The organism is Paenibacillus glucanolyticus, assembly GCF_037333485.1.
Taxonomy (GTDB): domain Bacteria; phylum Bacillota; class Bacilli; order Paenibacillales; family Paenibacillaceae; genus Paenibacillus_AQ; species Paenibacillus_AQ glucanolyticus.
In genome coordinates, this window is record NZ_CP147845.1 from 4,978,151 (window position 1) to 5,002,500 (window position 24,350).

General features: G+C 48.8%; 20 protein-coding genes, 11 tRNA genes and 2 rRNA genes (1 of these 33 cut by a window edge). 3 read left to right on the forward strand and 30 right to left on the reverse strand.

Annotated elements, in window-relative coordinates; all coding sequences use genetic code 11:
• Positions 1 to 24: 24 nt before the first annotated feature.
• Positions 25 to 468, reverse strand: a complete 444-nt coding sequence (gene dtd / locus WDY75_RS23380) for a D-aminoacyl-tRNA deacylase (protein ID WP_006208849.1) — start codon at positions 466 to 468, stop codon at positions 25 to 27.
• A gap of 133 nt (positions 469 to 601) precedes the next feature.
• Positions 602 to 2,779 carry a RelA/SpoT family protein gene (locus WDY75_RS23385; RefSeq protein WP_006208848.1) on the reverse strand — a complete coding sequence of 726 codons (2,178 nt, stop codon included), beginning with the start codon at positions 2,777 to 2,779 and terminating at the stop codon, positions 602 to 604.
• Positions 2,780 to 3,081: 302 nt separating this feature from the next.
• On the opposite strand from WDY75_RS23385, the gene uraA reads away from it, so the two are divergent.
• Positions 3,082 to 4,380 (forward strand): uracil permease, encoded by a 1,299-nt coding sequence (uraA, locus tag WDY75_RS23390; RefSeq protein WP_063478877.1) that lies wholly within the window; start codon positions 3,082 to 3,084, stop codon positions 4,378 to 4,380.
• 94 nt (positions 4,381 to 4,474) lie between these two features.
• Here uraA and WDY75_RS23395 read toward each other — a convergent pair whose 3' ends face one another.
• From WDY75_RS23395 to WDY75_RS23420, 6 genes are all read right to left on the reverse strand, one after another.
• On the reverse strand, positions 4,475 to 4,990 hold the full coding sequence (locus WDY75_RS23395) for an adenine phosphoribosyltransferase (RefSeq protein WP_006208846.1): 516 nt from the start codon (positions 4,988 to 4,990) through the stop codon (positions 4,475 to 4,477).
• Between the two features lie 26 nt (positions 4,991 to 5,016).
• Positions 5,017 to 7,419 (reverse strand): single-stranded-DNA-specific exonuclease RecJ, encoded by a 2,403-nt coding sequence (gene recJ / locus WDY75_RS23400; protein WP_063478876.1) that lies wholly within the window; start codon positions 7,417 to 7,419, stop codon positions 5,017 to 5,019.
• 58 nt (positions 7,420 to 7,477) lie between these two features.
• Entirely contained in the window at positions 7,478 to 8,443 is a 966-nt protein-coding gene (locus WDY75_RS23405; RefSeq protein ID WP_063478875.1) for a cation diffusion facilitator family transporter, read from the reverse strand.
• 140 nt (positions 8,444 to 8,583) lie between these two features.
• On the reverse strand, positions 8,584 to 9,501 hold the full coding sequence (secF, locus tag WDY75_RS23410; RefSeq protein ID WP_076153243.1) for a protein translocase subunit SecF: 918 nt from the start codon (positions 9,499 to 9,501) through the stop codon (positions 8,584 to 8,586).
• Positions 9,491 to 10,741, reverse strand: a complete 1,251-nt coding sequence (gene secD, locus WDY75_RS23415) for a protein translocase subunit SecD (protein WP_006208842.1) — start codon at positions 10,739 to 10,741, stop codon at positions 9,491 to 9,493. The genes secF and secD overlap by 11 nt, the downstream gene beginning before the upstream one ends.
• Before the next feature lie 130 nt (positions 10,742 to 10,871).
• The gene (locus tag WDY75_RS23420; RefSeq protein WP_006208841.1) at positions 10,872 to 11,129 is read right to left on the reverse strand and encodes a post-transcriptional regulator; all 258 of its coding nucleotides are present in this window, start codon (positions 11,127 to 11,129) and stop codon (positions 10,872 to 10,874) included.
• A gap of 188 nt (positions 11,130 to 11,317) precedes the next feature.
• On the opposite strand from WDY75_RS23420, the gene spoVB reads away from it, so the two are divergent.
• Positions 11,318 to 12,922, forward strand: coding sequence for a stage V sporulation protein B (gene spoVB, locus WDY75_RS23425; protein ID WP_063478874.1), 1,605 nt, complete (start codon positions 11,318 to 11,320; stop codon positions 12,920 to 12,922).
• On the opposite strand, the gene WDY75_RS23430 is transcribed toward spoVB, so the two are convergent.
• Positions 12,919 to 13,716: a DUF421 domain-containing protein gene (locus WDY75_RS23430; RefSeq protein WP_006208839.1), complete on the reverse strand. Its 798-nt coding sequence runs from the start codon at positions 13,714 to 13,716 to the stop codon at positions 12,919 to 12,921. The two genes, spoVB and WDY75_RS23430, sit on opposite strands and share 4 nt — an antisense overlap.
• Positions 13,717 to 13,911: 195 nt before the next feature.
• Between WDY75_RS23430 and WDY75_RS23435 the strand changes: the two genes are divergently transcribed.
• Positions 13,912 to 14,301 carry a TIGR04086 family membrane protein gene (locus tag WDY75_RS23435; RefSeq protein WP_006208838.1) on the forward strand — a complete coding sequence of 130 codons (390 nt, stop codon included), beginning with the start codon at positions 13,912 to 13,914 and terminating at the stop codon, positions 14,299 to 14,301.
• Between the two features lie 141 nt (positions 14,302 to 14,442).
• Here WDY75_RS23435 and yajC read toward each other — a convergent pair whose 3' ends face one another.
• The 21 genes from yajC to WDY75_RS23540 all read right to left on the reverse strand — a co-directional run.
• The gene (yajC, locus tag WDY75_RS23440; RefSeq protein ID WP_040680433.1) at positions 14,443 to 14,754 is read right to left on the reverse strand and encodes a preprotein translocase subunit YajC; all 312 of its coding nucleotides are present in this window, start codon (positions 14,752 to 14,754) and stop codon (positions 14,443 to 14,445) included.
• Between the two features lie 48 nt (positions 14,755 to 14,802).
• Positions 14,803 to 15,942, reverse strand: coding sequence for a tRNA guanosine(34) transglycosylase Tgt (tgt, locus tag WDY75_RS23445; protein WP_006208836.1), 1,140 nt, complete (start codon positions 15,940 to 15,942; stop codon positions 14,803 to 14,805).
• A gap of 21 nt (positions 15,943 to 15,963) precedes the next feature.
• Positions 15,964 to 16,995 carry a tRNA preQ1(34) S-adenosylmethionine ribosyltransferase-isomerase QueA gene (gene queA / locus WDY75_RS23450; RefSeq protein ID WP_006208835.1) on the reverse strand — a complete coding sequence of 344 codons (1,032 nt, stop codon included), beginning with the start codon at positions 16,993 to 16,995 and terminating at the stop codon, positions 15,964 to 15,966.
• Positions 16,996 to 17,000: 5 nt separating this feature from the next.
• The gene (locus WDY75_RS23455; RefSeq protein WP_063478873.1) at positions 17,001 to 19,091 is read right to left on the reverse strand and encodes a SpoIID/LytB domain-containing protein; all 2,091 of its coding nucleotides are present in this window, start codon (positions 19,089 to 19,091) and stop codon (positions 17,001 to 17,003) included.
• A gap of 57 nt (positions 19,092 to 19,148) precedes the next feature.
• A complete protein-coding gene (gene ruvB, locus WDY75_RS23460) occupies positions 19,149 to 20,156 on the reverse strand; it encodes a Holliday junction branch migration DNA helicase RuvB (RefSeq protein ID WP_006208833.1) in 1,008 nt (335 codons plus the stop codon).
• Positions 20,157 to 20,190: 34 nt separating this feature from the next.
• Entirely contained in the window at positions 20,191 to 20,808 is a 618-nt protein-coding gene (gene ruvA / locus WDY75_RS23465) for a Holliday junction branch migration protein RuvA (protein WP_036644842.1), read from the reverse strand.
• Positions 20,805 to 21,308: a crossover junction endodeoxyribonuclease RuvC gene (gene ruvC, locus WDY75_RS23470; protein ID WP_036644844.1), complete on the reverse strand. Its 504-nt coding sequence runs from the start codon at positions 21,306 to 21,308 to the stop codon at positions 20,805 to 20,807. Before ruvC ends, ruvA begins: the two co-directional genes overlap by 4 nt.
• A 213-nt stretch (positions 21,309 to 21,521) precedes the next feature.
• Entirely contained in the window at positions 21,522 to 22,235 is a 714-nt protein-coding gene (locus WDY75_RS23475) for a BofC C-terminal domain-containing protein (protein ID WP_036644846.1), read from the reverse strand.
• A 147-nt stretch (positions 22,236 to 22,382) separates the two neighbouring features.
• Positions 22,383 to 22,456: transfer RNA gene (locus WDY75_RS23480), tRNA-Pro, on the reverse strand.
• An 8-nt stretch (positions 22,457 to 22,464) separates the two neighbouring features.
• A tRNA-Leu gene (locus tag WDY75_RS23485) sits at positions 22,465 to 22,544 on the reverse strand.
• Positions 22,545 to 22,595: 51 nt separating this feature from the next.
• Positions 22,596 to 22,672: transfer RNA gene (locus WDY75_RS23490), tRNA-Arg, on the reverse strand.
• 4 nt (positions 22,673 to 22,676) lie between these two features.
• Positions 22,677 to 22,751 (reverse strand) — tRNA-Gly (locus WDY75_RS23495).
• A 41-nt stretch (positions 22,752 to 22,792) separates the two neighbouring features.
• Positions 22,793 to 22,868: transfer RNA gene (locus WDY75_RS23500), tRNA-Lys, on the reverse strand.
• Positions 22,869 to 23,003: 135 nt separating this feature from the next.
• Positions 23,004 to 23,080: transfer RNA gene (locus WDY75_RS23505), tRNA-Asp, on the reverse strand.
• Positions 23,081 to 23,113: 33 nt separating this feature from the next.
• Positions 23,114 to 23,190 (reverse strand) — tRNA-Met (locus WDY75_RS23510).
• A 19-nt stretch (positions 23,191 to 23,209) separates the two neighbouring features.
• Positions 23,210 to 23,285, reverse strand: a tRNA-Val gene (locus WDY75_RS23515).
• 51 nt (positions 23,286 to 23,336) lie between these two features.
• A tRNA-Glu gene (locus WDY75_RS23520) sits at positions 23,337 to 23,411 on the reverse strand.
• 17 nt (positions 23,412 to 23,428) lie between these two features.
• A tRNA-Ser gene (locus tag WDY75_RS23525) sits at positions 23,429 to 23,520 on the reverse strand.
• Between the two features lie 3 nt (positions 23,521 to 23,523).
• Positions 23,524 to 23,599: transfer RNA gene (locus tag WDY75_RS23530), tRNA-Asn, on the reverse strand.
• Positions 23,600 to 23,609: 10 nt separating this feature from the next.
• A 5S ribosomal RNA gene (gene rrf, locus WDY75_RS23535) occupies positions 23,610 to 23,726 on the reverse strand.
• Between the two features lie 132 nt (positions 23,727 to 23,858).
• Positions 23,859 to 24,350, reverse strand: a 23S ribosomal RNA gene (locus WDY75_RS23540) (it continues 2,554 nt past the right edge of the window).

A 24,350-nucleotide genomic window follows, 5' to 3' on the forward strand; every position in this document is an offset into this window, starting at 1 on the left:
GCATTTGCATATGCGATTCTAGATTTATGACTTGCTGTCGATAATCAGCGTGACGGGTCCCCAATTGGTCAGCGACACATCCATCATCGCTCCGAACACCCCTGTCTCAACCTGCAATCCCTTCGCCGAGAGCTCACGATTAAAGAACTCGTACAAGGCATTGGCTTCATCCGGCTTTGCCGCAGCCATAAAGTTTGGCCGTTTTCCCTTCCGGGTATCGCCATATAGAGTGAATTGGGAGACAGAGAGAATGGCTCCGCCAACGTCCTGAACACTGAAATTCATCTTTCCGTCCTCATCCTCAAAAATCCGCAGCCCTGCCACCTTGTCGGCAAGATATTTGGCATCCTTCTCTTCATCGCCGTGGGTCACACCCACAAGCACCATCAAGCCGGCTCCAATCTTGCCAACAACTTCATTGTCGACCGTCACTTGTGCATGCTTGCATCGTTGAATAACAACTTTCATATCGGAATATCTCCTTATCTCCATATAATAAAACGGCCTGTCTCCCGCAGGATAACAGACCGCATTCATATAATAATCCGTGCTGTCATGAGGCCCGGGGCCCCTTAACAGAACGACCATGCCAACATTCCAATCACTGCATGATTCGATGAACGGTATATACATCCTTTACCCGCTTGATCCGTTCCACAACGGATTGGAGGTGATCCGTATTGCGTATTAAAATCGTCATGTGGATCATCGCCATCTTATTCTTGTCGGATCGTCCGGTTACGGCAGATATATTCGTCTTGCTCTCTGACACGGCCTGGAGGACCTCGTTCAGCAATCCGTTACGATCGTGACCGGTCACTTCGATATCGACGCTGTAATTAGCCTCAATAGTCGATTCCCATTCAACCTCAATCACACGTGCGGCATCTTCGCCTTCATCCGTAGTTGGCAGGTTCGGACAGTCCGATCGGTGAACCGATACCCCGCGTCCCCGGGTAACATAACCGACAATGTCGTCTCCCGGGACAGGATTACAGCATCTCGCAAATCGCACAAGCAGGTTGTCTATGCCCCTCACCCGTACCCCGTTGGTCGGACGGCTGCGTTTCTCTGCCGGCTTGATCTCCTTCATCTCAGAAGTCAATTCAAGCTGATTCGCTTCCTCCTGCTCCTTGCGGAGCTTCTCGGTCACTTTGGTGCATATCTGCGCGGCGGTGATACCCCCAAAGCCAACGGCCGACAACATATCCTCGATATCATTAAAAGCAAACTTCTTGGCCGCTTCCATTAATTTATCATCGGTCATCCATTCGGATACCTCAAGACCCAGACGCTTGATCTCGCGCTCCAGCATCTCGCGTCCCTTCTCCACGTTCTCTTCCCGCTTCTCTTTCTTAAACCACTGCTTGATTTTGCTGCGGGCGTGAGAGGATTGGGCAATCTTCAACCAGTCTTGACTCGGGCCGTACGAATGCTTCGAGGTCAAAATTTCCACGATATCGCCGGTCTTAAGCTGATAGTCCAGCGGAACGATCCTTCCGTTAACCTTGGCACCGATGGTGCGGTTTCCTACTTCCGTATGAATCCGGTAGGCAAAATCAAGCGGTACGGAGCCTGAAGGCAGCTCGATGACTTCGCCTTTGGGTGTAAATACAAAAACCAAATCAGAGAAAAAGTCCATTTTCAAAGATTCTACAAACTCTGAGGCATCCTTCGTTTCATGCTGCAGCTCCAATATTTCACGGAAGAACGTCATCTTGTTGTCGAAGCTGCCTCCGTTGCCTCCTGAGCCTTCCTTGTAGGCCCAGTGTGCCGCGATCCCGAACTCTGCCGTACGATGCATCTCCCAGGTGCGGATTTGAACCTCTGTCGGCTCCCCGTTCGGTCCAACCACGGTCGTGTGGAGGGATTGATACATATTTGTTTTTGGCATGGCGATATAATCTTTGAAGCGGCCAGGCATCGGCTTCCAGAGGGTGTGAATGATGCCGAGCGTAGCATAACAATCCTTGATGTTGTCCACAATAATGCGGATTGCAAGGAGATCGTAGATTTCGTTGAATTGCTTGTTCTTTACGGTCATTTTCTTAAACACGCTGTAGATATGCTTGGGTCTGCCGGACAGGTCGGCTTGAATGCCCATTTCATCCAGCTTCTCCCGGATACAGACAATGACGTTGTCGATGTACTGCTCCCGTTCAGCCCGCTTCTTGTGCATTAAATTCGCAATGCGGTAATACTGCTGCGGATTCAAGTAACGAAGCGCGATGTCCTCCATTTCCCACTTGATCGCGGAAATACCGAGACGATGGGCAATCGGGCAGAAGATCTCTAGTGTTTCATAGGAAATGCGGCGCTGGCTTTCCTCGGACTGGTACTTAAGAGTGCGCATATTATGAAGACGGTCCGCCAGCTTAATCACGATCACCCGGATATCCCGTGCCATCGCGATAAACATTTTACGATAATTTTCGTTTTGCTGCTCTTCCTTGGACCGGAATTGGATACGTTCTAATTTAGTCAAACCATCCACCAGCATTGCACACGTATCCCCGAAGCGCTCGCGAATCTGCTCAAGTGATACAGTTGTATCCTCAACGACATCATGAAGCAGTGCAGCAATAATAGACAACGTGTCCACCTGCATGTTCACCACGATGTCTGCAACCGCAAGCGGATGAAGAATATAAGGTTCTCCCGATTTCCGCACTTGTCCGTGGTGGGCTTGCTCCGCAAATACATACGCTTCCTCAATGCGGAGAAGATCGGGTTCTTTTATATAGGCGCTGGCCTTTTCGAGTAATCGCTCTATGCCCATTTTGGAGTCCTTCTCTTCCCTTTCTATATAAAATGGAACCCGCCCTTGTCAAAACGTGCAGGTTCCCTCGTGATTGTTTTCCTATCATTATGACGCTTGTGGCGTTATACGTCAACATGTGCAGCATCCTGACACTTATAGTATGCCCGTTTCCGGCGCGGAGACATCAAAACTTGACATGAATTGGATATTTTGACGAACTATAAAAATTATTGTTGAAAAAACGAACGATTGTATTTAATCTATTAAAGATCGTACGCGAACGGTCCTATATTTAAAGTCCTATAGAGGAGTGAAATGGTTTGCAACGTGAAATTCAAGTAGATGAGAAACTTCCGTTTGGTCCAGGCTTCCTTCTGAGTCTGCAGCATTTGTTTGCCATGTTCGGAAGCACGGTGCTTGTACCGAACATATTCGGCGTGGACCCCGGCATGATCCTGCTGATGAACGGTATTGGTACACTGCTCTACATTTTCTTATGTAAAGGAAAAATCCCGGCCTACCTCGGCTCCAGCTTTGCGTTTATCTCGCCGGTTCTGATCGTACTGGCCGGTGACCCGGAAGCCAACTATGGCAAAGCATTGGGAGCCTTCATCGTCACGGGGATCATCTTCTGTCTTGTGGCTCTCATCGTTAAATATGCAGGAACCAAATGGATCGACTTCGTATTTCCGCCTGCGGTTATGGGTGCCATTATCGCGATGATCGGACTTGAGCTTGTTCCTGTTGCTGCTGGCATGGCCGGCTTTTTGCCGGAAGAGGGACAGGCCATTGATCCTAAAATCATTACCATCTCGCTCGTTACGCTCGGCGTCACGGTATTCGGTTCCATCCTGTTCCGCGGCTTCTCCAAAATCATTCACATCCTGATCGGAATCGTAGTCGGGTATGCACTCTCCTTCGTTCTTGGAGTGGTAGACACAGAGAAAATTGCGAATGCAAACTTCCTGTCAGCACCGCAGCTGACCACACCGGTGTTCGATAACGGAGCGATCTGGACCATCATTCCGGTTGCGATCGTTGTTATCGTTGAGCATATTGGCCACTTGCTTGTAACCAGCAATATTGTGGGCAAAGACCTCTCTAAAGATCCCGGCCTTCATCGTTCACTGCTTGGCAACGGTATATCCACTATCCTGTCCGGGTTTGTAGGCTCAACACCGAATACCACCTACGGTGAAAATATTGGTGTCATGGCGCTTACAAAGGTATACTCAATATTCGTGATTGCCGGAGCAGCCGTTATTGCGATCATACTCTCCTTCTCCGGAACGTTCTCTGCCGTTGTAGCGAACATTCCTACACCCGTAATGGGCGGCGTATCCCTGTTGCTGTTCGGAGTTATTGCAGCTTCCGGTCTTCGGATCTTCGTTGAGCAAAAGGTCGATTTCTCCAAAGCAAGCAACATGATTCTGGCTACACTGGTGTTGGTAACAGGAATTAGCGGCGTAACTTTGAAGATCAATACCGTCGAACTGAAGGGTATGGCATTGGCAACCATCGTAGGTGTCGTTATGGCTCTGCTCTTTAAAGTATTCGAAATTACCGGTCTCTCCAATGAAAAAAATGATGGACCGATCGTGGAGAAAACACCAGATTGATTTCATCATAACTGGATCTCAAATCAAAAAACGCCCTGAGCTTATAGCTCAGGGCGTTAATATTTCCCGGGAAAATCAGGAAGATCTTTGTCGTTTACTCGTATTTCATGAGTGTAAATACATCGATTCCATCCAGCTTCGAACGGCCATTCAAATCGGCAAGTTCGATCATGAAGGCAGCTCCAACCACATTGCCGCCCAATTGACGGATGAGGTTAATTGAAGTTGCAATGGTCCCGCCAGTTGCAAGGAGATCATCCGCAATCAGAACATTTTGCCCCTTCTCGATGGCATCGGTATGCATCGCCAAGCGATCTTTTCCATACTCGAGGTCATATCCCACTTCAATCGTTTCGTATGGAAGCTTTCCGCTTTTGCGAATGGGAGCGAATCCGACCCCAAGGGCATACGCCAGCGGTGCACCCACGACAAATCCGCGAGCTTCGGGACCAGCTATCACATCGATCTTAAGATCGGACACCATGACCTTCAATTCTTCGATGGATTTGCGATATGCCTCACCGTTCTTCAACAGTGTGGTAATATCTTTGAAGCTGATCCCCGCCTGCGGAAAATCGGGAATGACACGAATATAATCTTTAAAATCCAAAATAATCTCCTCCTGTATGGTTGCGGCTAAGATACACCTTTTGTGCGGGACATCATCCACTGGGTTAATTGTTCGGTACCGGCATGAAGCAGATGCTGCTCCATATCCGCCAAATCGCTTAATTCCCTGAAGTGACGGGAAGCATCCAGCGGTTTTTTCTCCGGCTTCGGTATAAAAGTAATTTGTCCCTCGACACGCTGAATGAACGCCAATTCTTCAAACACGTCCAGCACTTTGACTAACATGCGTGGAGACAAGGAAGCCTGCTGCTGCAGACGCGCAACAACCTCGTTCTCCGGCAGGGGTCTGGACGTCATTCCAGCGAGTGAAACGTACAGCTTTTTAAACTGTTCCCGGTCCGGAATTAGCAATCGTTCACGCTGACTCCGGGTCGGATGTAACATGAATATATTGGGAACGGAATGGAAGGCTGACATGAACCCATCCAGCTGTTCAGCCGTCTCCGGTACGTCCAGTACGAACAAAACGGAAATGTCTTCTTGATTGTGGTTCTCAGCAATTTCATTATCCGGCAAGACGCCAGCATTCCTATCATATACCCAAAGGCACATATCATACAATTGGGTTTTTATTTCCGGGTGTGAATCTTTTGCGTATACCACTGCCGAACGGGCAGCCGGACAACGGAGATGCGGTTCCAGATCCGCTCTCCACCTCTGAATTTCTTTCAAAGGCTCTTGGATTCCCCGATAATCAAATACCTGCTGATAGGAGGCGCGAATGTCCTGAATCATCAGCTGCACCTTGCGGCTGCCGTTCCATTCATTCACGGAGAGCTCTCCCAACACGTCCACGATAGTACCTACGGGCAAAATATCGGCAAGATGCCCCCATCCAAATGAGATGGCATCCATCACGTCCCGCTTCTGCTGGATACGAAGCTTCAGGTGTTTTCCTTCCTTGCCGATTTTCCGAACATCCTTAATGACAACATCACGAAAGACAATCTTTGGTACAGCATTCGCCATCCCAAACGGTCCTAACTGTTCGATTTGCTCCAAAACAGGCACAGATATCTCCGACATGCTGGCTTCGAGGTCTGCATCACATACGGCAATGAGATGCTCTGCATCAAGTGCTTCTTCTGCATACACATGAAGTCCCCGTTCAAACTCTTCCAAGCGGTCCCGCTGGAGGCTCATGCCGGCAGCAGAATGATGACCGCCAAAATGGTCCATCACGTCCCGACAGGAGTGTAAAGCCGCATAGATATCGAATCCTGGAATCGAACGGGCAGAGCCTTTGCAATTCCCCGTATCGGGGTCAATCCCGAGTATGACAACAGGTCTGTAGAATCGCTCCAATATTTTGGAAGCCACAATTCCAACAACACCAACATTCCAGCCTTCACCGGCCAGCACGATGACGGGAGGAATCTCCCGCCCTCCCCAGCGGGACTGCACCATTCCAAGGGCTTCCTCAACAATGGTCTCAACCACTTGCTGCCGTTCCTTGTTCAGTCCATCCAGCTCCCAGGCTAAACGCTCTGCTTCTTCCCTGTGCTCTGTTGTAAGGAGCGTAACCGCACGACCTGCATGATCGAGGCGGCCGCTGGCATTAATTCGTGGTGCCATAGAAAAAGCCACGTTTACTGCGGTTACCTGCTCCACGTGAACCCCCGATACCTCGAGCAAACATCGAATGCCTTCATAACGAGTGTTCCGCATCGATTCAATTCCGTGCTTCACCAGCACCCGATTCTCTCCAGTGAGCGGCATCAAATCAGCTATCGTCCCGATGGAAACGATCTGGAGCCATTCCTCAGGCGGCTCCCCCACAAGAGCCTGAGCCAGCTTGTACGCCACTCCTACGCCCGCCAAACCCTTAAAAGGATAAGGACATGTGGGAAGCTTCGGGTTGATCAGTGCATAAGCCTCAGGCAGCGTCTCAGGCGGCTCATGATGGTCTGTGACAATCACGTCGATGCCCAAGCTGTTTGCGTACGCAATTTGCTCGACTGCACTAATTCCCGTATCTACGGTAATCACCAAACTGACCCCTTGTTGATGGGCCCAATCCAGTGCATGATTATGTAAACCATAACCTTCATTGGAACGATGAGGTATATAAATATCATAGGATGCGCCCAAATGACGCATCAGATGAATCATCAACGATGTGCTGGATACTCCATCTGCATCGTAATCCCCATAGATCAGAATATGCTCACGATCCTCCAGCGCTTTGCGTATTCGCGGTACTGCCTCTTGCATTCCCTGCATGAGATAAGGATCATGCGTCAGCTCAAAGGTACCATGTAGAAATCTGTGTCCATCCTCGGCCGATTGTATCCCCCGCGAAGCCATAAGTGAAGCCACAATGGGCGACAACGACAGGTCCTGAGCCAGCCTATCGGTGATTGATGACTCTGCCGGGTGTATTCGCCATTCGTATTTGGAATACAGCACAGGGACTCACCTTCCTTTTCCTGCCTTTTTCCTGCTGTCTTAGCCTGTAACTCATCCGTTACTGCGTCAGTGTCGGCATATCATTGTCCATCAAGTCATAATTCGATTTATACGGATAACCCGGTTCATAGGGAACTACGGCAACCTTGGCATCCGTAACCTGAATGAAGCGATGGGTTAAAAGCTTTCGGATCCGCTCGGCAATTTCCTGTGCCTCCAATACGGAAGTACGCGGATTCACGGTGATTTTCACCTCGATGTTCACATGGCGAAACTGTCCGTATTCCTGAACTTTCAGTTCCGTGACCGTTATGACACCGTGCACACGCTGAATCGTATCCATAAACTCCGCTTCATGCTCATGTCGCTTCTCTTCTAAAAGCGTTCCATAAACGGAATGAACGATCAGTATATACCCTTTTCTCACTACGAGACAAGACACAATAAGAGCTGCAATCGAGTCCATGTATACCAGCGGAGCCCATTCGAAATAAAAGCCTCCCATGGAAAGAGACACCCCGACCAAGACCGTAAGAGAAGAATATAGTGCGAATCGGTGGTCAGCGGACAGCATCGCGTGCCTTGGATCATTGTTTCTTTTGATCTGCCGGTATTGGTACTGAAATACGGCTTCATTTACTGCCAGTGAGACAAGGACTGCGATTATTGCGCCTTTGGTTGGCGGCTGGAGGTTGCCTGATGCCATGTGCTGAATGGCTGAAATAGCAATTTGGATGCCGCCCATAATAAACAATACGGCAAACAAGATCGAAATTACTGGCTCCGCCGTTTCAGGTGCATCCCGTTTGCTCCGAATGGAACTCTTATAGCCAAAGATTCCTGTGCTCGGCATCCGGTTCACCAATAAAGTTACTGCGTTCGCCGCAGAGTGCATAGCATCTCCGATTAGAGCCTTGCTGCCGGATAAATAACCGACAATGCCTTTGCACAATGCCAATGCAAAATCAGTTACAATGCCTGTCCAGACGACAGTTTCGGTATGATTCAATCGTTCATTGTTCACTTGAGGCCCCCCTCAATCGTGTCCAGTCAATCCTGCACATGATCATGCTGTTAACTTTAGAAAGCCGCGTCGCCTACGACGCGGCTTTCACTTGTATAGGATCTCTGCTGTCTAGATTGCAACGCCATCAGCCCATTGGATTAAATTTCAATTTTATCTTTGTTTGGTTTAGGTGCATTCGGTTTATTGCTGACATTACGTTTTTTTAGCACAAGCCACAACGGACTCGCAATAAAGATCGAAGAATACGCACCGAAAGCCAAACCGATACAAATCGCCAGCGAGAACATCTGAATCGACTCACCGCCAAGCAAGAGCATGAAGAACGCAGCGATGAATACGGACAAAGCCGTATAAATCGAACGACCGAGCGTCTGGTGCAAACTTTTGTTTACGAGATCATTTAGATCCGATGATCTTTTAATCTTGGCAAACCTTAAGTTTTCCCGTATCCGGTCAAAGATAACAATCGTATCGTTAATCGAATAACCGATGATCGTCAGAACGGCAATGATGAATGTTAAATCCACTTCCAACCCGAGAATCGAGAAAATACTGATAACCACAAATGCATCATGCAGGAGCGCTACAATCGCTGCAATCGCAAACCGCCATTCAAAGCGAATGCTGACATAGATGATAATCCCGATACATGAGAGAAGTACGGCATATATTGCGTTCCGTCCAAGCTCCTTAGCCATCTCGGGGTCAACCGTATTGATCTCGAATGTTGCCGTGTCATCCAGCTTCTCGATGCCGGATCTCAGCTTCAAATCCTGATCCTCGGTGAGTACCTGGCTGAACCGGATGTTCACACGATCATTACCCGGCGTAACACTTGCATCTTCACCGATCCCTGCTTCTGCTAGCACGGATTCAATCTGCTCCGTTGTCAACGGTTTGGAGAGTGAGATATCGACGTTGGAGCCTGATTGGAAGTCAACCCCATAGTTAAGCCCTCGAGTCAGGAGAAATACCAACCCCAGAATCGTAATAGCTATGGATAGTATATAGAAAAATCTGCTTTTGCTTACGAAATCGTATTTCTTAAAGCTCACGAATGTCACGCTCCTTTACGCCATAATGGCTCGGTTTGCGGGCCCAACCAATATTCACAAGCAGATTGAGCAAGAAACGGGAGAAATAAACGTTCGTGGCAATACTTACGATAATCTCCAAGATCAATACGAGCGCAAAACCTTTAACCGCACCGGTACCAAACCCGAACATTACAGCGGCAACAAGAATCGTTGTCAAGTTAGAGTCCATAATCGCCCGCAGGGACGACTTACCGCCCGATTTCACTGCGGATGGCACACTCTTACCTGTCTTGATCTCTTCCCTAATACGTTCATAGGTAATGATGTTGGCATCAACGGCCATACCAATACCAAGTATGAATGCCGCGATACCTGGAAGCGTCAAGGTAAAGTCAGCCCATACGAAAATAAGAATCAGCAGCCATGTATGCAAAATGAGTGCAAAACTTGCAAGCAAACCTGGTACACGGTATCTAATGATCATGAATAACAGAATCGCAGCAGACGCTATAAGACCTGCTTGCAGCGTTTTAGTAAGAGACTGCATACCGAGTGTTGCCCCTACGCTCTGGGAGTATTTCTCTACCAGTTTCAGTGGCAAAGCACCGAGATTAATCGTATCCCGGATCTGTTTTGCTTCATCTAGGGAGTAATTCCCTGTAATTTGCGCAGTGCCGTCTGTCAATACAGCTCGTACCGTCGGAGCCGACAGAAGTTGGTCATCCATGAAGATAGCGAGCTCTTGACCAAGAAGACGTTCTGTAATTTCAGCGAACTTCCCTTTGTCCTTCACTTTAATATCTATCATAGGCTGATTAAGCGTGTCATAGGCAACCGATGCGCCATTCTCGACAAAATCGTCGCCGCGGAGCTCTATTTTACAAAACTCCTCGCCTTCTTTACAGCCGTCATTGCTTCGGAATGTGAGGTTTGCAGGTTCTTTCATTGTTTTTCGAACTTCGGCCTCATCCGTTACGCCCGCCACTTTTAGGCGAATCCGGTTTGTCCCTTCCGGCGTAACCTCCGGCTCTGACGTTCCCATCGCATCAGCGCGCTTTTGCAAGCTCTTCGCTGTTTCCTGCAGTGCTTCTTTTGTGACTTGCTGACCTTCCATTAATGGCTCGGCTTCATAAAGGATTTCAAATCCACCCTTTAGATCCAAACCAAGACGGACCTCTTTCAACAAGCCTGGAGTTGTAACGGCCATTAAAATAGTGATCACGAGCACGGTTCCAACGAAACTGATAATTCTCTTCATGCCGTCCCTTGTTCCCCCTTTTTACTCAATATTCCTATTATAGCGATGTCATAAAACCCAGTCAATTTATCAAAATTTGTCGGGCTTATGGATGAACCCTTATTCCGCAAGGCAAAAGGGACCTCTCCGATTAATCGAAAGAAGATCCCTTATATGCTGATATTGTCATATAGTTCATTAATGCTGTTGCCTTCAAGGACAGAATGTCGTTGACCAGTTTGTGGAGGGATGGGACGCCTTCCTTCTCATACTTGCTGCTGACACAGTTCCAAATATCATCGCTGGTCACATATTCGTACCCGATCAGATGCATTTCTTCAACTTTGCTCAAGCATACCATCTCAATGGTGCTCATCAATTCTTCCTCGCTCATTTGCTCGAGTTCCATGCATATGGCCTCCTCACTGACTCCCTGTTGTCCCTAAAATACATTCGACATCCTACTTTGCTTTCCTTCTATTCCTACCATGTCCTGAAAAAAAAGTAAAGTCATCAGATGGGACAGGTAGGGCATATCCATAAGAATAGCCATGTTGTGTCATCGTATTCAGTCTTAACCAGGGAGTGGGATGGACAGTGAACAAGCAATCATTTATTAAAGGAACGCTGATCTTACTTGCAGCCGGCATATTAAACCGCCTACTCGGGTTTATTCCCCGTATCGCCCTCCCCCGGATCATTGGACCCGAGGGTGTCGGCATTTACCAGTTGGGGTATCCCTTCTTTATCGTGCTCGTAACTATCATTACGGGCGGAATTCCGCTGGCCATTGCCAAAATGGTTGCTGAAGCCGAAGGAGCCGGGAAGCAGGATGCCTCCAAGCAGATTCTTCATGTAAGCCTTATGCTGACCCTGATAGCAGGTACCCTCTTTACGGGACTCAGTCTACTACTTGCTCCTTGGGTAACTGGTGTTCTTTTGCCGGACGAGCGTGTATATCAAACCTTCATCAGCATGACACCCATGCTGATCATCATTGCCGTTTCGTCCGTGTATCGAGGATACTTCCAAGGAAAACAAAACATGATTCCCTCCGCAAGCTCCTCTGTGATCGAGACGATTGTCCGAATTATTTGCATGCTGTGGTTTGCCCATCTGTTGATGCCCAAAGGTATCGCATACGGCGCGGCAGGAGCCATGCTCGGCACAGCTGTCGGAGAGCTGATCGGGATGATTGCACTGCTGCTGCAATATTCTGGTGAGGGACGCAGAACCAACAAACTGATGCCGAGATCACCACAAGAGGCAATCACGGCACCGATTGTGAAGGAAACGCCCCCCACCAATAAAGGCATCCTGAAACGTTTATTCGGTATCGCTTTACCCGTCACCGGCGGTAAAATGGTTGGCTCCTTCTCTTACTTGCTGGAGACCATTCTGACGAATCGCAGTCTGGCCATGGCAGGTATTGCGACATCCGTAGCTACCGCCCAGTATGGAGCTCTCCAGGGCATGATTATCCCGCTTCTGCTATTGCCCGGTGCCCTGACCGTCTCTCTCGCCATTTCCCTTGTTCCTTCACTCTCAGAAGCAGCCGCGCGTAATGATCGGGCTACCATACACAAACGGATGAACCAATCCCTTCGGCTTGCCCTTGTCTCAGGCGCTCCCTTTGCTATCCTCATGTTTGTTTTGGCCGAGCCGCTATGTCTGCTGTTATACGACAATAGCGAGATTAGCGATATGCTCAAAATCATGGCGCCCTTCGCTCTGTTTTTGTACGTGCAGTCCCCCCTGCAAGCTGCACTGCAGGCACTCGACCGACCAGGTCGTGCTCTATTGAATACTCTGGTCGGAGCTATCATCAAAATGAGCCTCATCGTTTATTTGGCATCCAATCCGGCCTTCGGCATCAAGGGTGCCGTGATCGCCATCATCGTAAACAGCATCGCTGTCACTTTGCTGCATGGATTTAGCCTGTCGAGACTGATCGGCTTTCGGTTCCGCCTGCTTGATTATGTGAAAATCGGAGCCGTTATGATCATTATGGGCGCCTGTGTTCTGTATGGCTATAAACATCTTCCGTTTGCATCCTTACCGTGGCTGCAATTCCTGGCCTCTGCGACGGTTGGAGTCATGGTCTATTTGATCGTGATTTTTATGACCAGGCTGGTCACTCCTCGTGACCTGGAGCGTGTTCCCGTCGTTGGTTCCTGGTTCAGCCGATTGAGCCGCCGTTAATCCCGATTCTTGCGGTCAATGTAAATACGTCCTTTATGGTCAATCGAGCACAAAAATATATCTTTAAAATCTTTGGCACCATGATTTTGAATCTCGTTTTTAAGCCAGAATCGTGTCTTTTCAATTAATTCCAGATTTTCGTCCTGTACCTTTCCATCCAGTATAAGCGGAATGGGAAGCCCTTCGTACGTAATTTTGTGGTATGGAATATCGACGACGGTTGGATCTACTTCCTTGGATGTGGATTTGGATGAAGAAGAACCGGAAGAATTTGCGGAACTCGGGGTCTCTGATGAACTTGAAGAGTGGCTGCTGCTGTTGGAGCTATTCGAACTGCTGTCAGCATCCTTTGGAATGACGGTGAGCTGGCCGGAAGTTTCGAGAATCGCAAACTCCACATCCGCCAGGCTGTCGATGTCTTTGCCTCTTAGCTGCTGCATCAAATCATCCAGATTATAGCGCAATTTTGTCATCTCTTTGCGGTGCAGCTTGCCACGGGACACCAATACGCTTGGCCTTCCGTCTGCAAACAGGCGTATCTTTCGATTCTTCAAGCCAATGTAAGCAAGCCCTACCTGAATGCCCACCAGAACGGCGATAGGAGCAAGCCCTTCCCAAATCGGTTTATTGACATCTTCCAGTACAAAAACGGCAATTTCAGCGATCATGATGGATATGACCAAATCGAAGATGGACAGCTTTCCGATTTCCCTTTTGCCCATGATTCGCATGGTGACAAAAATGACCACATACATCAGAATGGTCCGCAGAATCAGAATAGTCATATGAGACATAAACAATCCCTCCCTAGCTTGTCGAACATTCTCATGTACAGCTATTCTGGCCTGCTGCACCTCTTCCCATTCGATTACAATTGCTTAATTAATGGTAATCATGCAAAACCGGTTGCAAAATGTTCAGTTTGTACTATATGTACAGGCTTGGCCATACAATGTTTAATAATCAAGATTAGTTAAGGGGGACGATTCATGGAACCAATCCGGCGAGTATTTACCTTTAGGATCTCCAATCCGATTCTTTCAGGTCTTTTGTATTCTTTTTTCTGGATGTTTCTGGGTGCACTGGCTTTATCACTGCTGCTATGGAGCAGCGGGCTGGCTGAAGACGACTTATCCTTTTATACGTTTCTCGTACATGCTATCGCAGCGTTTATCGGTGGATGTGTAAGCGGGAAGCGAGCAGGAAACAAAGGCTGGTATTACGGCTGCCTCACAGGGCTGTTATACGGCGTTACACTGCTCGTCATTGGCTTTCTTGCCCTGGATAGCTCCTTGTCTCTTGGAGACTTGACACTGATTGCCATGGTTTTTGCTGCTGGCGCAATCGGGGGAATGTTCGGGGTCAATTTGAAGAAATAACACACTTCCTAAATCTTCCATGAACAGTCCATTGCTACACTTTTACTCACAAAAAAAACAAAGGCCGATTCCATCAGGAACCGGCCTTTGTTATGGCTGTCATATCTTCACGATTACATCCCGTATGTAGGTGAGACGTGATTATGCATCCGTGCTTACACTGTGGCTGATCGAGTTGCGGTCGAACGTCAACTTCGTTACATCGTTCACTTTCAAGACCACAATATCGTCGGTAATCTCCACGATCGTGCCGTGAAGTCCTCCAATTGTTACCACTTTGTCGCCTTTGGACAAGGCGCTAAGCATTGCGTTTCTAGTCTTCTGTTTCTTCTGCTGTGGACGAATAAGCAGGAAATAGAAGATAACAAACATCAATACGAATGGCAAGATCAGACCTAATATGCCGCCACTGCCGCCATTCGCCGCTGCTGCTAAATCAAAAGTTTCTATCATATCTTTCCCCCCTTTCATAAAACTTATCATGATGGCCATGATTTTAATTTAAAACCCTTTTTTATTATCATGTAGGCCGTACTTATCAAAAAACTCATCGCGGAAATCAAGCAGACGGTCTTCCATAATACTCTGGCGTACGCCCCGCATCAAATTGAGCAGGAAATGCAGATTATGATACGTCGTCAATCTCATTCCGAACGTTTCATCGCTCTTGATCAGATGACGCAAATAAGCACGCGAGTAGTTACGGCAAGTGTAGCAGTCGCATTCCGGATCCAGCGGTCCGTAATCCCTGGCATATTGAGCATTTCGAACGACAAGACGGCCTTGACTTGTCATCGTTGTCCCGTTGCGGGCAATCCGAGTCGGAAGCACGCAATCGAACATATCCACACCACGAATCGAGCCCTCAATCAACGCATCGGGTGATCCGACTCCCATCAAATAGCGAGGCTTATTGTTCGGCAGCAGGGGTACCGTGTGATCCAGCACTTCATACATCAGCTGCTTCGATTCTCCCACACTAAGTCCACCAATAGCATAACCCGGGAAATCCATGGAAGTCAAATCCCGGGCGCTCTGGCGGCGCAGATCCTCATGCATGCCTCCCTGGACGATCGCGAACAGGGCTTGATCTTCCGGTCTGGCATGACTCTTAAGGCAGCGTTCAGCCCAGCGGGAAGTACGCTCAGTGGATTGTTTCACATATTCGTACTCCGCAGGATAAGGCGGGCATTCATCAAAGGCCATCATAATATCAGATCCCAGCGCGTTCTGAATCTCCATGGCAACCTCGGGAGAGATGAACAGTTTATCACCGTTCAGATGGGAACGGAAATGTACGCCTTCCTCCGTTATTTTCCTCATTTCTGCCAAGCTGAATACCTGAAAGCCGCCGCTGTCGGTCAAGATCGGCCGGTCCCAGTTCATGAATTTGTGAAGTCCGCCTGCTTCCTTGACGATGTCATGCCCGGGACGAAGAAAGAGATGATAGGTATTACTCAAAATAATGTGAGCATCCATGGCTTTGAGTTCTTCCGGGCTCATGGTTTTTACGGTTGCCAATGTTCCGACCGGCATAAAAGTCGGTGTATCGATCACACCGTGAGGAGTGTGCACCCTGCCAAGCCTAGCGCCTGATTGTTTGCACGTTTTAATATGTTCATACGTAACAGCTGCTGCCATTGTGATTACCAACCTCCGAAGTTAATAGATAAACATAGCGTCGCCAAAGCTGAAGAAGCGGTACTTGTCTTCAACTGCTTCCTTGTACGCTTTCATAATGTGTTCACGTCCAGCCAGCGCACTGACCAGCATAACCAGCGTGGATTTGGGAAGATGGAAATTCGTGATCAGTGCATCCACGACCGTAAACGAATACCCGGGATAGATAAAAATACTTGTCCAGCCGCTGCTCTCCCGGAGAGGCTCGCCGTTCATCTGTGAGCCTACCGTTTCCAGCGTTCGGCATGAGGTCGTTCCAACAGCTATGACCCGGCCGCCGCGCCGCTTCGTTTCATTAAGCAGATCTGCCGTCTCCTGAGAGAGAGAATAATACTCTTCATGCATGACATGATCCTCGACCACATCCACGGACATCGGACGGAATGTTCCCAGTCCCACATGCAGGGTGATGAAGGCGATGTCCACCCCCTTGGCACGGATCTGTTCCAGGAGTGCCTCTGTGAAGTGAAGGCCTGCTGTCGGTGCAGCTGCGGATCCTTCGTGCTTCGCGTATACGGTCTGATAACGATCCCGGTCATCCAGCTTCTCTTTAATATAAGGCGGGAGCGGCATTTGACCCAGCTCATCCAGAATCTCCTGAAAAATCCCTTTATAAGAGAAGGAAAGGGTGCGAGCACCCATCTCTCCTTCCTCCTCAATAACCGCTTTTAATTTGCCATCACCAAAGGAAATCACATTTCCCTTTTTCAACTTCTTGCCGGGTTTCACCAGTGCTTCCCATCGGTCTTGCCCCATACTCTTCAGCAGAAGGACCTCTGCCTTGGCACCGGTATCTTCCTTTTCGCCGAACAATCGTGCAGGAATCACCTTCGTATCATTTAATACAAGCGTGTCTCCCGCATTCAGGCTGTCTATGATATCTGCGAACGTTTGATGATTGATTTGCCCGCTCTCTTTGTTAAGGGTGAGAAGTCTTGACGAACTTCGATCAAGCAGCGGTGTCTGCGCAATCAATTGTTCGGGTAATTCAAAATCATACAAATCTACATTCATGTCGGTCAGTCCTTCGTAATAATCGTGTTGCGGTAATAGTGTTGGAGTATCTGCTTATAATCATACCCTTCATCGGCCATTCCTTTGGCACCCCACTGCGACATGCCGAGTCCATGACCGAAGCCTTTGCCGGTAAATTTGAAGCCGGAAGAGTTCTCGATTACACGTGCTTTCCCTGTTCCATTCATCACAACGGTCCCGGAGCCTCTAACATTTCCGTTTCCGCTTCCAGAGATGACCGATACCGTTTGACCGCTTGAAACCGTTGATATCGCACCATTCGCGCTCAATACAGTATAACTTCCGGTCGATTCAATATCAAACAGCGTGCTTGGCAGACCGTTGAAAGCAGAGCGGAACATATCCGGATATTTGACGTCCAGCACTTGTCCATTAGCTTTAATCGTAAGGGCACGCCCGGATGGGCCTCGCTCCGTTACATCCAATGAAGAAATAGAGGCTGGCAGGCTGTTAGTTGTTTTTCCTTTTAGAGAGGCCAGCAATTCGTCTGAAGTATAAGGACCGCGAACCCAATCATAACTGTTGGACTCCGCCACCTTTTCAAGAATAACGGCAGTGTCTCCCGGATTCATCTTGCCCACAGGCTCAACGTTCGATTGGATTAACGGCAATTGCCGCACATTCGTATCCTTGGAAGTGACGGTCATGTACAGAAGCCCTGCCGAGGTTTTATTGCCGGTTTCTTTTGCATTGTCCTCACGGACATAACCGGTAACCCCGCTCGGAAGGAGCACATGATACCATGACTTGAGCGCAGCTTGGGACGAAGAATCCCCTGGGCTTTCCACTGCTGTAAACAGATCGTTCCGGTTTCCCCATACCTCAGTGGAGTCCGCCGTCATCCCCCCGCTGTTGGAGGAAAATACGGTTTCCACGAGCTTGCCGTCCTTCAAAACAACTTCGCCTTCAGTGGCATCTACAGCCTGAATAATGCTGGCATACTCATAGGCTGTTCCATAATAGGCTTGGCTTAATGTTGTATCCACCACATGTGCTACTTCAAACTTGCTGCCTTGGAATAGAGCATAACTGCGCGCTGCAACGGCTTGAGCTTTCAGAGCCTCTGCTCCCCAGGAAGACGGCACTTCGGCGCCGACAACGGAATACAGGTACTGCTGGAACGGCAATTCATTCACAAGATAGAGTTGGCCGTTCTTTTGCCCGATCTCAAATGTCCCTCGATAAGAACGATCCGTGCGCTCTTTCACATTTGTTGCAGCCCCTGTCTTCCCTTCCAGGCGCAGTGTGGACTGAGCGCCCGCCAACATGTAATGCTGTGTTTCTTGAGGGGTTGCCAGGTTCAGGCTGACATCGCGTCTCAGAATCAGTCCTGAAGTATTAGCATCCTGTTCGACAAGTGCAGCAGAAACTTTTCCCGCTTCCTGTTTGATTGCTGCCAAATCCGATGTGTTCGCGGCTTCCCCTACCCATACCTCATAAGTAGAAGCTCCTCCCGCCGGCACCAGCACGTTGAATGCATCAATGCCTGCATCCGCAAACGATTTACGAACCGTCTCCGCCTGGGCTTCTGAGCCATACGATCCAGCCGACAGATGCAATCCGCCTTTGACGGAAGGGGTCTGTCCGTTCAGATGAGCAGCCGCAGTCTTTGCTGTTCTCGCTGCTGCTTCAATAGCTGATTTCTCGGTTCCATACATACCGGCATACAATTTATATACCTTGCCATCAATAAACAGCATCGGTTTGTCGCTCGTGCCCTGCAGCTTCTTCGCTGCTTCTGAAGCTGTTTTCCAATCCGTTGTCTCAAGCACCTTGACGCGGTATGTATCCACACTCATCCGAACCTGCTGATTGGCAGGAATATTTACGAGTGTTTCCAGAGTGCCAGCAGCAAGCATTGAAGCCGTTAAAGCTTCCATGGATTGCAGAGTAACTGCATTCGTTGTTGACTTATACTGACTTCCCAGATCCAAAAACATCGCGACTCGTATCGTATCCAATGAAGGAGCAGCCGCATGCACGGCTGGTGCGCTCCATACACTTCCTGCAATTGTCAGTGCCAAGAATCCTTTTGCGGACCAGCGGAATAATGATTTCGTCCAGTTCCTATCCATTTGCGTCTTTCCTCCTGTAGCTATTAGGATGTAGTATGAATTTCATGACTCTATAAACTAACGGCGGTCCTCCGGAAAAGGAATGCCTAAATGTTGATATGCTGTGGGAGTAACGACCCTGCCTCGCGGTGTCCGCTGCAAAAAGCCAATCTGCAAGAGATACGGTTCATACACATCTTCAATCGTTTGACTCTCTTCTCCGATCGTTGCCGCAATCGTATCCAGACCCACTGGCCCGCCTCGGAAACTTCGAATCATAGCATTAAGCATTTTATGATCGATAAAATCCAGACCCATCGGGTCAATCTGGAGCATCTTCAAAGCCTCTTGAGCAATGGCTGGCGTTATCATCCCATCGCCGCGAACCTGGGCGTAATCACGTACACGCTTCAAGAGCCGGTTAGCGATACGAGGCGTCCCCCTCGATCTCAGGGCAATCTCGTCAGCGGCATCACCTAGTATCTCGATCCCCAAGAGATCCGCATTGCGTGACACGATGTAACTTAGCTCGTCCACCGTATAGAATTCCAACCGGCTAACCACTCCAAAACGGTCCCTAAGCGGCGCAGAGAGCAGCCCAGCCCTGGTTGTGGCGCCTATTAACGTGAACGGCGGCAGATCCAGACGCACCGAGCGTGCGCTTGGCCCTTTGCCAATCATAATATCCAGCGCAAAATCCTCCATGGCCGGATACATCACTTCCTCTACCGTCCGGTGCAGGCGATGGATCTCATCAATAAACAAGACATCCCCTTCCTGCAGATTGGTAAGAAGTGCAGCCAAATCTCCCGGTCGTTCGATTGCCGGACCGGACGTCGTCCGTAGATTAACACCAAGCTCATTGGCAATAATATTAGCCAGGGTCGTTTTGCCAAGCCCCGGTGGACCGTACAATAACACGTGATCAAGCGCTTCGTTGCGCATTTTTGCAGCTTCGATATATACCTTGAGATTTTCCTTAACCTGATTCTGTCCTATATATTCAGCCAAATAACGCGGACGCAAACTAAGCTCGACAGCCTGTTCGTCCATCATCAGATTGGCGGAAATAATTCGATCGTCCATCTACAAAACTCCTTTCCTGCAGCGATTTCTCTATCTAACCGGCAAATAGCTGCTGCAGCGCCCGTTTCATCAGCACATCGACGGATTCACCGCTGGCCCCAGAATCCTTAATCTTGAGCCAGACCTTGTCCAGTTCACTATCCGTGTAACCCAGAGCCTTCAATCCCTCGCGAGCCTCTGACCATGCCGAACCATCATTCTCCGCTTCCGGTTCCTGTATTGCAAAAAGTCCTGTCATCATCGTCGCATTGCCAAATCCTTCGAGTTTATCCTTAAGATCCAGAATCATGCGCTGCGCTGTTTTCTTACCGATTCCTGGCAGTTTGACGAGAAAGGATACGTTCTCCTGATAGATCGCTGAAACAACATGGTCCGGAGACCCCCCACCCAAAATGCCAAGGGCCACGCGCGGTCCGATCCCCGAAACCTCAATGAGTTTACGGAATAATTTTTGCTCCTCCCTTGACGGGAAGCCAAACAATAGGATCGCATCATCACGCACATGATGGTGTGTATACACCGTCACTGTCCCTTCGGTTTTCGCAAAAGCATACGGATTCGGGCAGAACACGCGGTATCCGACTCCCTGAACATCCAGTACAATATATTCACTTTCTAAGTGGACAACCTGTCCCCGTAAAAAATCGATCATTTTCGCAATACCTCATTTAACATGGAATTAAGTGTATATGAATGCGCATGACAAATCGCTACCGCCAATGCATCTGCCACATCGTCAGGTTTAGGGATGCTCTGCAGCTTCAGGAACATCCTGACCATCTCCTGAACTTGTTTCTTCTCTGCCTTGCCATAACCGACGATCGCCTGCTTCACCTGCATCGGTGTATACTCTGCAATCGGAAGTCCCCGCTGGATGGCAGCAAGAATGAGAACACCTCTGGCTTGGGATACCGACATGGCCGTCGTTACATTGCGGTTAAAGAACAATTTCTCAAATGCCACAGCCTCAGGCTCGTATTTATCAATAAGCTGCTGCATGCCTTCATATACATGAAGCAGCCTCTCCTCATCCGGTGTATGGGCTTCCGTCTGGATGCAGCCATACTGCACCGGAGTCACCTTGCTCCCAACCTTATCTACAAACCCGAAACCCACAATCGCAATCCCCGGGTCGATCCCTAAAATACGCAAAACCAATCTCTCCTCTGATGAAGCGAACATATGTATCGTTCTCTCATTATAACAAAAGATCGACTTCAGTTGAGGAAAAACTTTAAACCTTTGATTAGCCGTAATATAACTTTCATATTTGCTCTCTCCGGCTGTCCCGGAAACGCAAAAAACTGCCCGAATGATTCGGGCAGTTTTTTATCTTAATTCGGCAAATACGAAAACAGAAACTACTTAAGGGCTTGGCTTCATGACATTCTCGGCCATATCCCGAGCGTAGTCGCTAAAGGTTGACAGTACACTGTTATACTCTTCAATGTCCTGAATACGAATACCGTCTTCTAATTGCTTAATGACATCCTTAGGCAAAGAAGACTCCATCGAACCGACATCGAGCTGAAAAAAGGTTCGCATGACCTTCTCCTCTTCCGGCGGACCATCAAACAGCGTTAAATTGCCTTTGGAATCGACGCTAATATATGCTTGTCTCTTACAAGCTGGCGAAAGATCTGAAATGGTTTGCTCCAGCCAGACTTCGCCTTTATCATCCAACCGTCCCTGCCATAAAGGATTTTTATTCATCAATTCATAAATACCGTCTGCCGTGAGCCTTCCCAAATCTTGTTCTTCGGTGCCACACACATACGTTATGCGAACGTGAACATGTTTCTTACCCTTTGACGTATTCAACTTCTGCATGAATTCCCTTTGATCCTCTATGCGCTCTTCCTGCTTGTCGTCTTCAATCTTCAGGTAGTGCATCGTTTCCACAGCCAGTGGTGTTTCATCTGATGTAGCCGTGAGCAGCTTCTTCATCTGATCTTTTATATTCTGGCCGGACCATATCACGACACCTGCGATCAGAACGATCGCACAAGACCAAATGGCGCGTCTCCAGCGTCTCCAGCGTTTTCTGAACAGTTTCTTGAAAAAATGAAAAACACTCAAGGTAATCCCCTTCTATTCAATGTTTTTCATATTGTGACCGGGACACTGCCAAATTATTCAGCAGAGCATTTATAATTAGAATTATTTTCTACCTGCAACAAAGAAAGACTGCTTTCAGATGATCTGAAAGCAGTCTTTCTATTTGAATCGGGATGACACGATTTGAACATGCGACCCCCTGGTCCCAAACCAGGTGCTCTACCAAGCTGAGCTACATCCCGTTAATAAATGCCGGTGAAGGGACTCGAACCCCCACGGTTTCCCTCACGATTTTGAGTCGCGCGCGTCTGCCAATTCCGCCACACCGGCATAATGAAATTTCGTATGAATCAAATATTTTAATAGTTTTTTTAAGAAAAATGGCACGCCCTGAGAGATTCGAACTCCCGACCTTTTGATTCGTAGTCAAACGCTCTATCCAGCTGAGCTAAGGGCGCATAATGGAGCGGACGACGGGAATCGAACCCGCGACCCTCGCCTTGGCAAGGCGATGCTCTACCGCTGAGCCACGTCCGCAATGTAATATGTACTCCATCCTGTACTCACATTGGTAAAAATGGTGAGCCATGAAGGACTCGAACCTTCGACACCCTGATTAAAAGTCAGGTGCTCTACCAACTGAGCTAATGGCTCTTATTACTAAGAGTAAAGAATGGCGGAACTGACGGGATACTCTCTCTTCGTTCGAGACTGCGAAGTCTATGCTAACGAAGATGATGCTTCGACGAACCCAAGTATATGAGTTCTCATCCCTGAAGCTTGTAAGAATGGCGGAACTGACGGGATTCGAACCCGCGATCTCCTGCGTGACAGGCAGGCATGTTAGGCCTCTACACCACAGTTCCATGAGGCTTAATCACTTATTCTAGTGATTAAATTGGTTGCGGGGGCAGGATTTGAACCTACGACCTTCGGGTTATGAGCCCGACGAGCTACCGAACTGCTCCACCCCGCGTCATTAAAAGGTGTATATATGGTGGAGGCTGAGGGGTTCGAACCCCCGACCCTCTGCTTGTAAGGCAGATGCTCTCCCAGCTGAGCTAAGCCTCCAACTGTATTTCATAATGATAGGATTCTCATCCCCAGAAGCAATATAGATAATGGTGACCCGTAGGGGATTCGAACCCCTGTTACCTCCGTGAAAGGGAGGTGTCTTAACCCCTTGACCAACGGGCCATATATGAAGTCCTTGCTGGCGGAGAGAGAGGGATTCGAACCCTCGAGACGCTTTTGGCGCCTACACGATTTCCAATCGTGCTCCTTCGACCAACTCGGACACCTCTCCGTATGGCTCCCCGAACAGGACTCGAACCTGTGACAACTCGATTAACAGTCGAGTGCTCTACCAACTGAGCTATCAGGGAATATGTATTCGCTTGGCGACGTCCTACTCTCCCGGGACCCTGCGGTCCAAGTACCATCGGCGCTGGAAGGCTTAACGGTCGTGTTCGGTATGGGTACGCGTGGAACCCTTCCGCTATCGCCACCAAACGTATATTCAGGATCCGGCATCGCCAAATGCCGTGATCGTCCTCCTTGCAAGTATAACTTGTACACTTCCAATTCAGTTTTGATCACCTGAAAACTAGATACGAAACGAAGTTGCAGCACATTGAAATATCTTTGGATAAGCCCTCGACCGATTAGTATTGGTCAGCTCCATGCATTGCTGCACTTCCACCTCCAACCTATCTACCTCGTCGTCTTCAAGGGGTCTTACTAGTTGGGAAATCTCATCTTGAGGGGGGCTTCACGCTTAGATGCTTTCAGCGCTTATCCCTTCCGTACGTAGCTACCCAGCCATGCTCCTGGCGGAACAACTGGTGCACCAGCGGTACGTCCATCCCGGTCCTCTCGTACTAAGGACAGCTCCTCTCAAATTTCCTACGCCCACGACAGATAGGGACCGAACTGTCTCACGACGTTCTGAACCCAGCTCGCGTACCGCTTTAATGGGCGAACAGCCCAACCCTTGGGACCTACTTCAGCCCCAGGATGCGATGAGCCGACATCGAGGTGCCAAACCTCCCCGTCGATGTGGACTCTTGGGGGAGATAAGCCTGTTATCCCCAGGGTAGCTTTTATCCGTTGAGCGATGGCCCTTCCATGCGGTAC

What these genes read in the sequence shown, in the direction of transcription:
- WDY75_RS23435 (WP_006208838.1), top strand. Translation starts at nt 13,912, where the DNA reads ATGGAACCAATCCGGCGAGTATTTACCTTTAGGATCTCCAATCCGATT.
- WDY75_RS23385 (WP_006208848.1), bottom strand. Translation starts at nt 2,779, where the DNA reads ATGGGCATAGAGCGATTACTCGAAAAGGCCAGCGCCTATATAAAAGAA.
- WDY75_RS23420 (WP_006208841.1), bottom strand. Translation starts at nt 11,129, where the DNA reads ATGGAACTCGAGCAAATGAGCGAGGAAGAATTGATGAGCACCATTGAG.
- yajC (WP_040680433.1), bottom strand. Translation starts at nt 14,754, where the DNA reads ATGATAGAAACTTTTGATTTAGCAGCAGCGGCGAATGGCGGCAGTGGC.
- tgt (WP_006208836.1), bottom strand. Translation starts at nt 15,942, where the DNA reads ATGGCAGCAGCTGTTACGTATGAACATATTAAAACGTGCAAACAATCA.
- ruvB (WP_006208833.1), bottom strand. Translation starts at nt 20,156, where the DNA reads ATGGACGATCGAATTATTTCCGCCAATCTGATGATGGACGAACAGGCT.
- secD (WP_006208842.1), bottom strand. Translation starts at nt 10,741, where the DNA reads ATGAAGAGAATTATCAGTTTCGTTGGAACCGTGCTCGTGATCACTATT.
- ruvA (WP_036644842.1), bottom strand. Translation starts at nt 20,808, where the DNA reads ATGATCGATTTTTTACGGGGACAGGTTGTCCACTTAGAAAGTGAATAT.
- WDY75_RS23430 (WP_006208839.1), bottom strand. Translation starts at nt 13,716, where the DNA reads ATGTCTCATATGACTATTCTGATTCTGCGGACCATTCTGATGTATGTG.
- dtd (WP_006208849.1), bottom strand. Translation starts at nt 468, where the DNA reads ATGAAAGTTGTTATTCAACGATGCAAGCATGCACAAGTGACGGTCGAC.
- queA (WP_006208835.1), bottom strand. Translation starts at nt 16,995, where the DNA reads ATGAATGTAGATTTGTATGATTTTGAATTACCCGAACAATTGATTGCG.
- WDY75_RS23455 (WP_063478873.1), bottom strand. Translation starts at nt 19,091, where the DNA reads ATGGATAGGAACTGGACGAAATCATTATTCCGCTGGTCCGCAAAAGGA.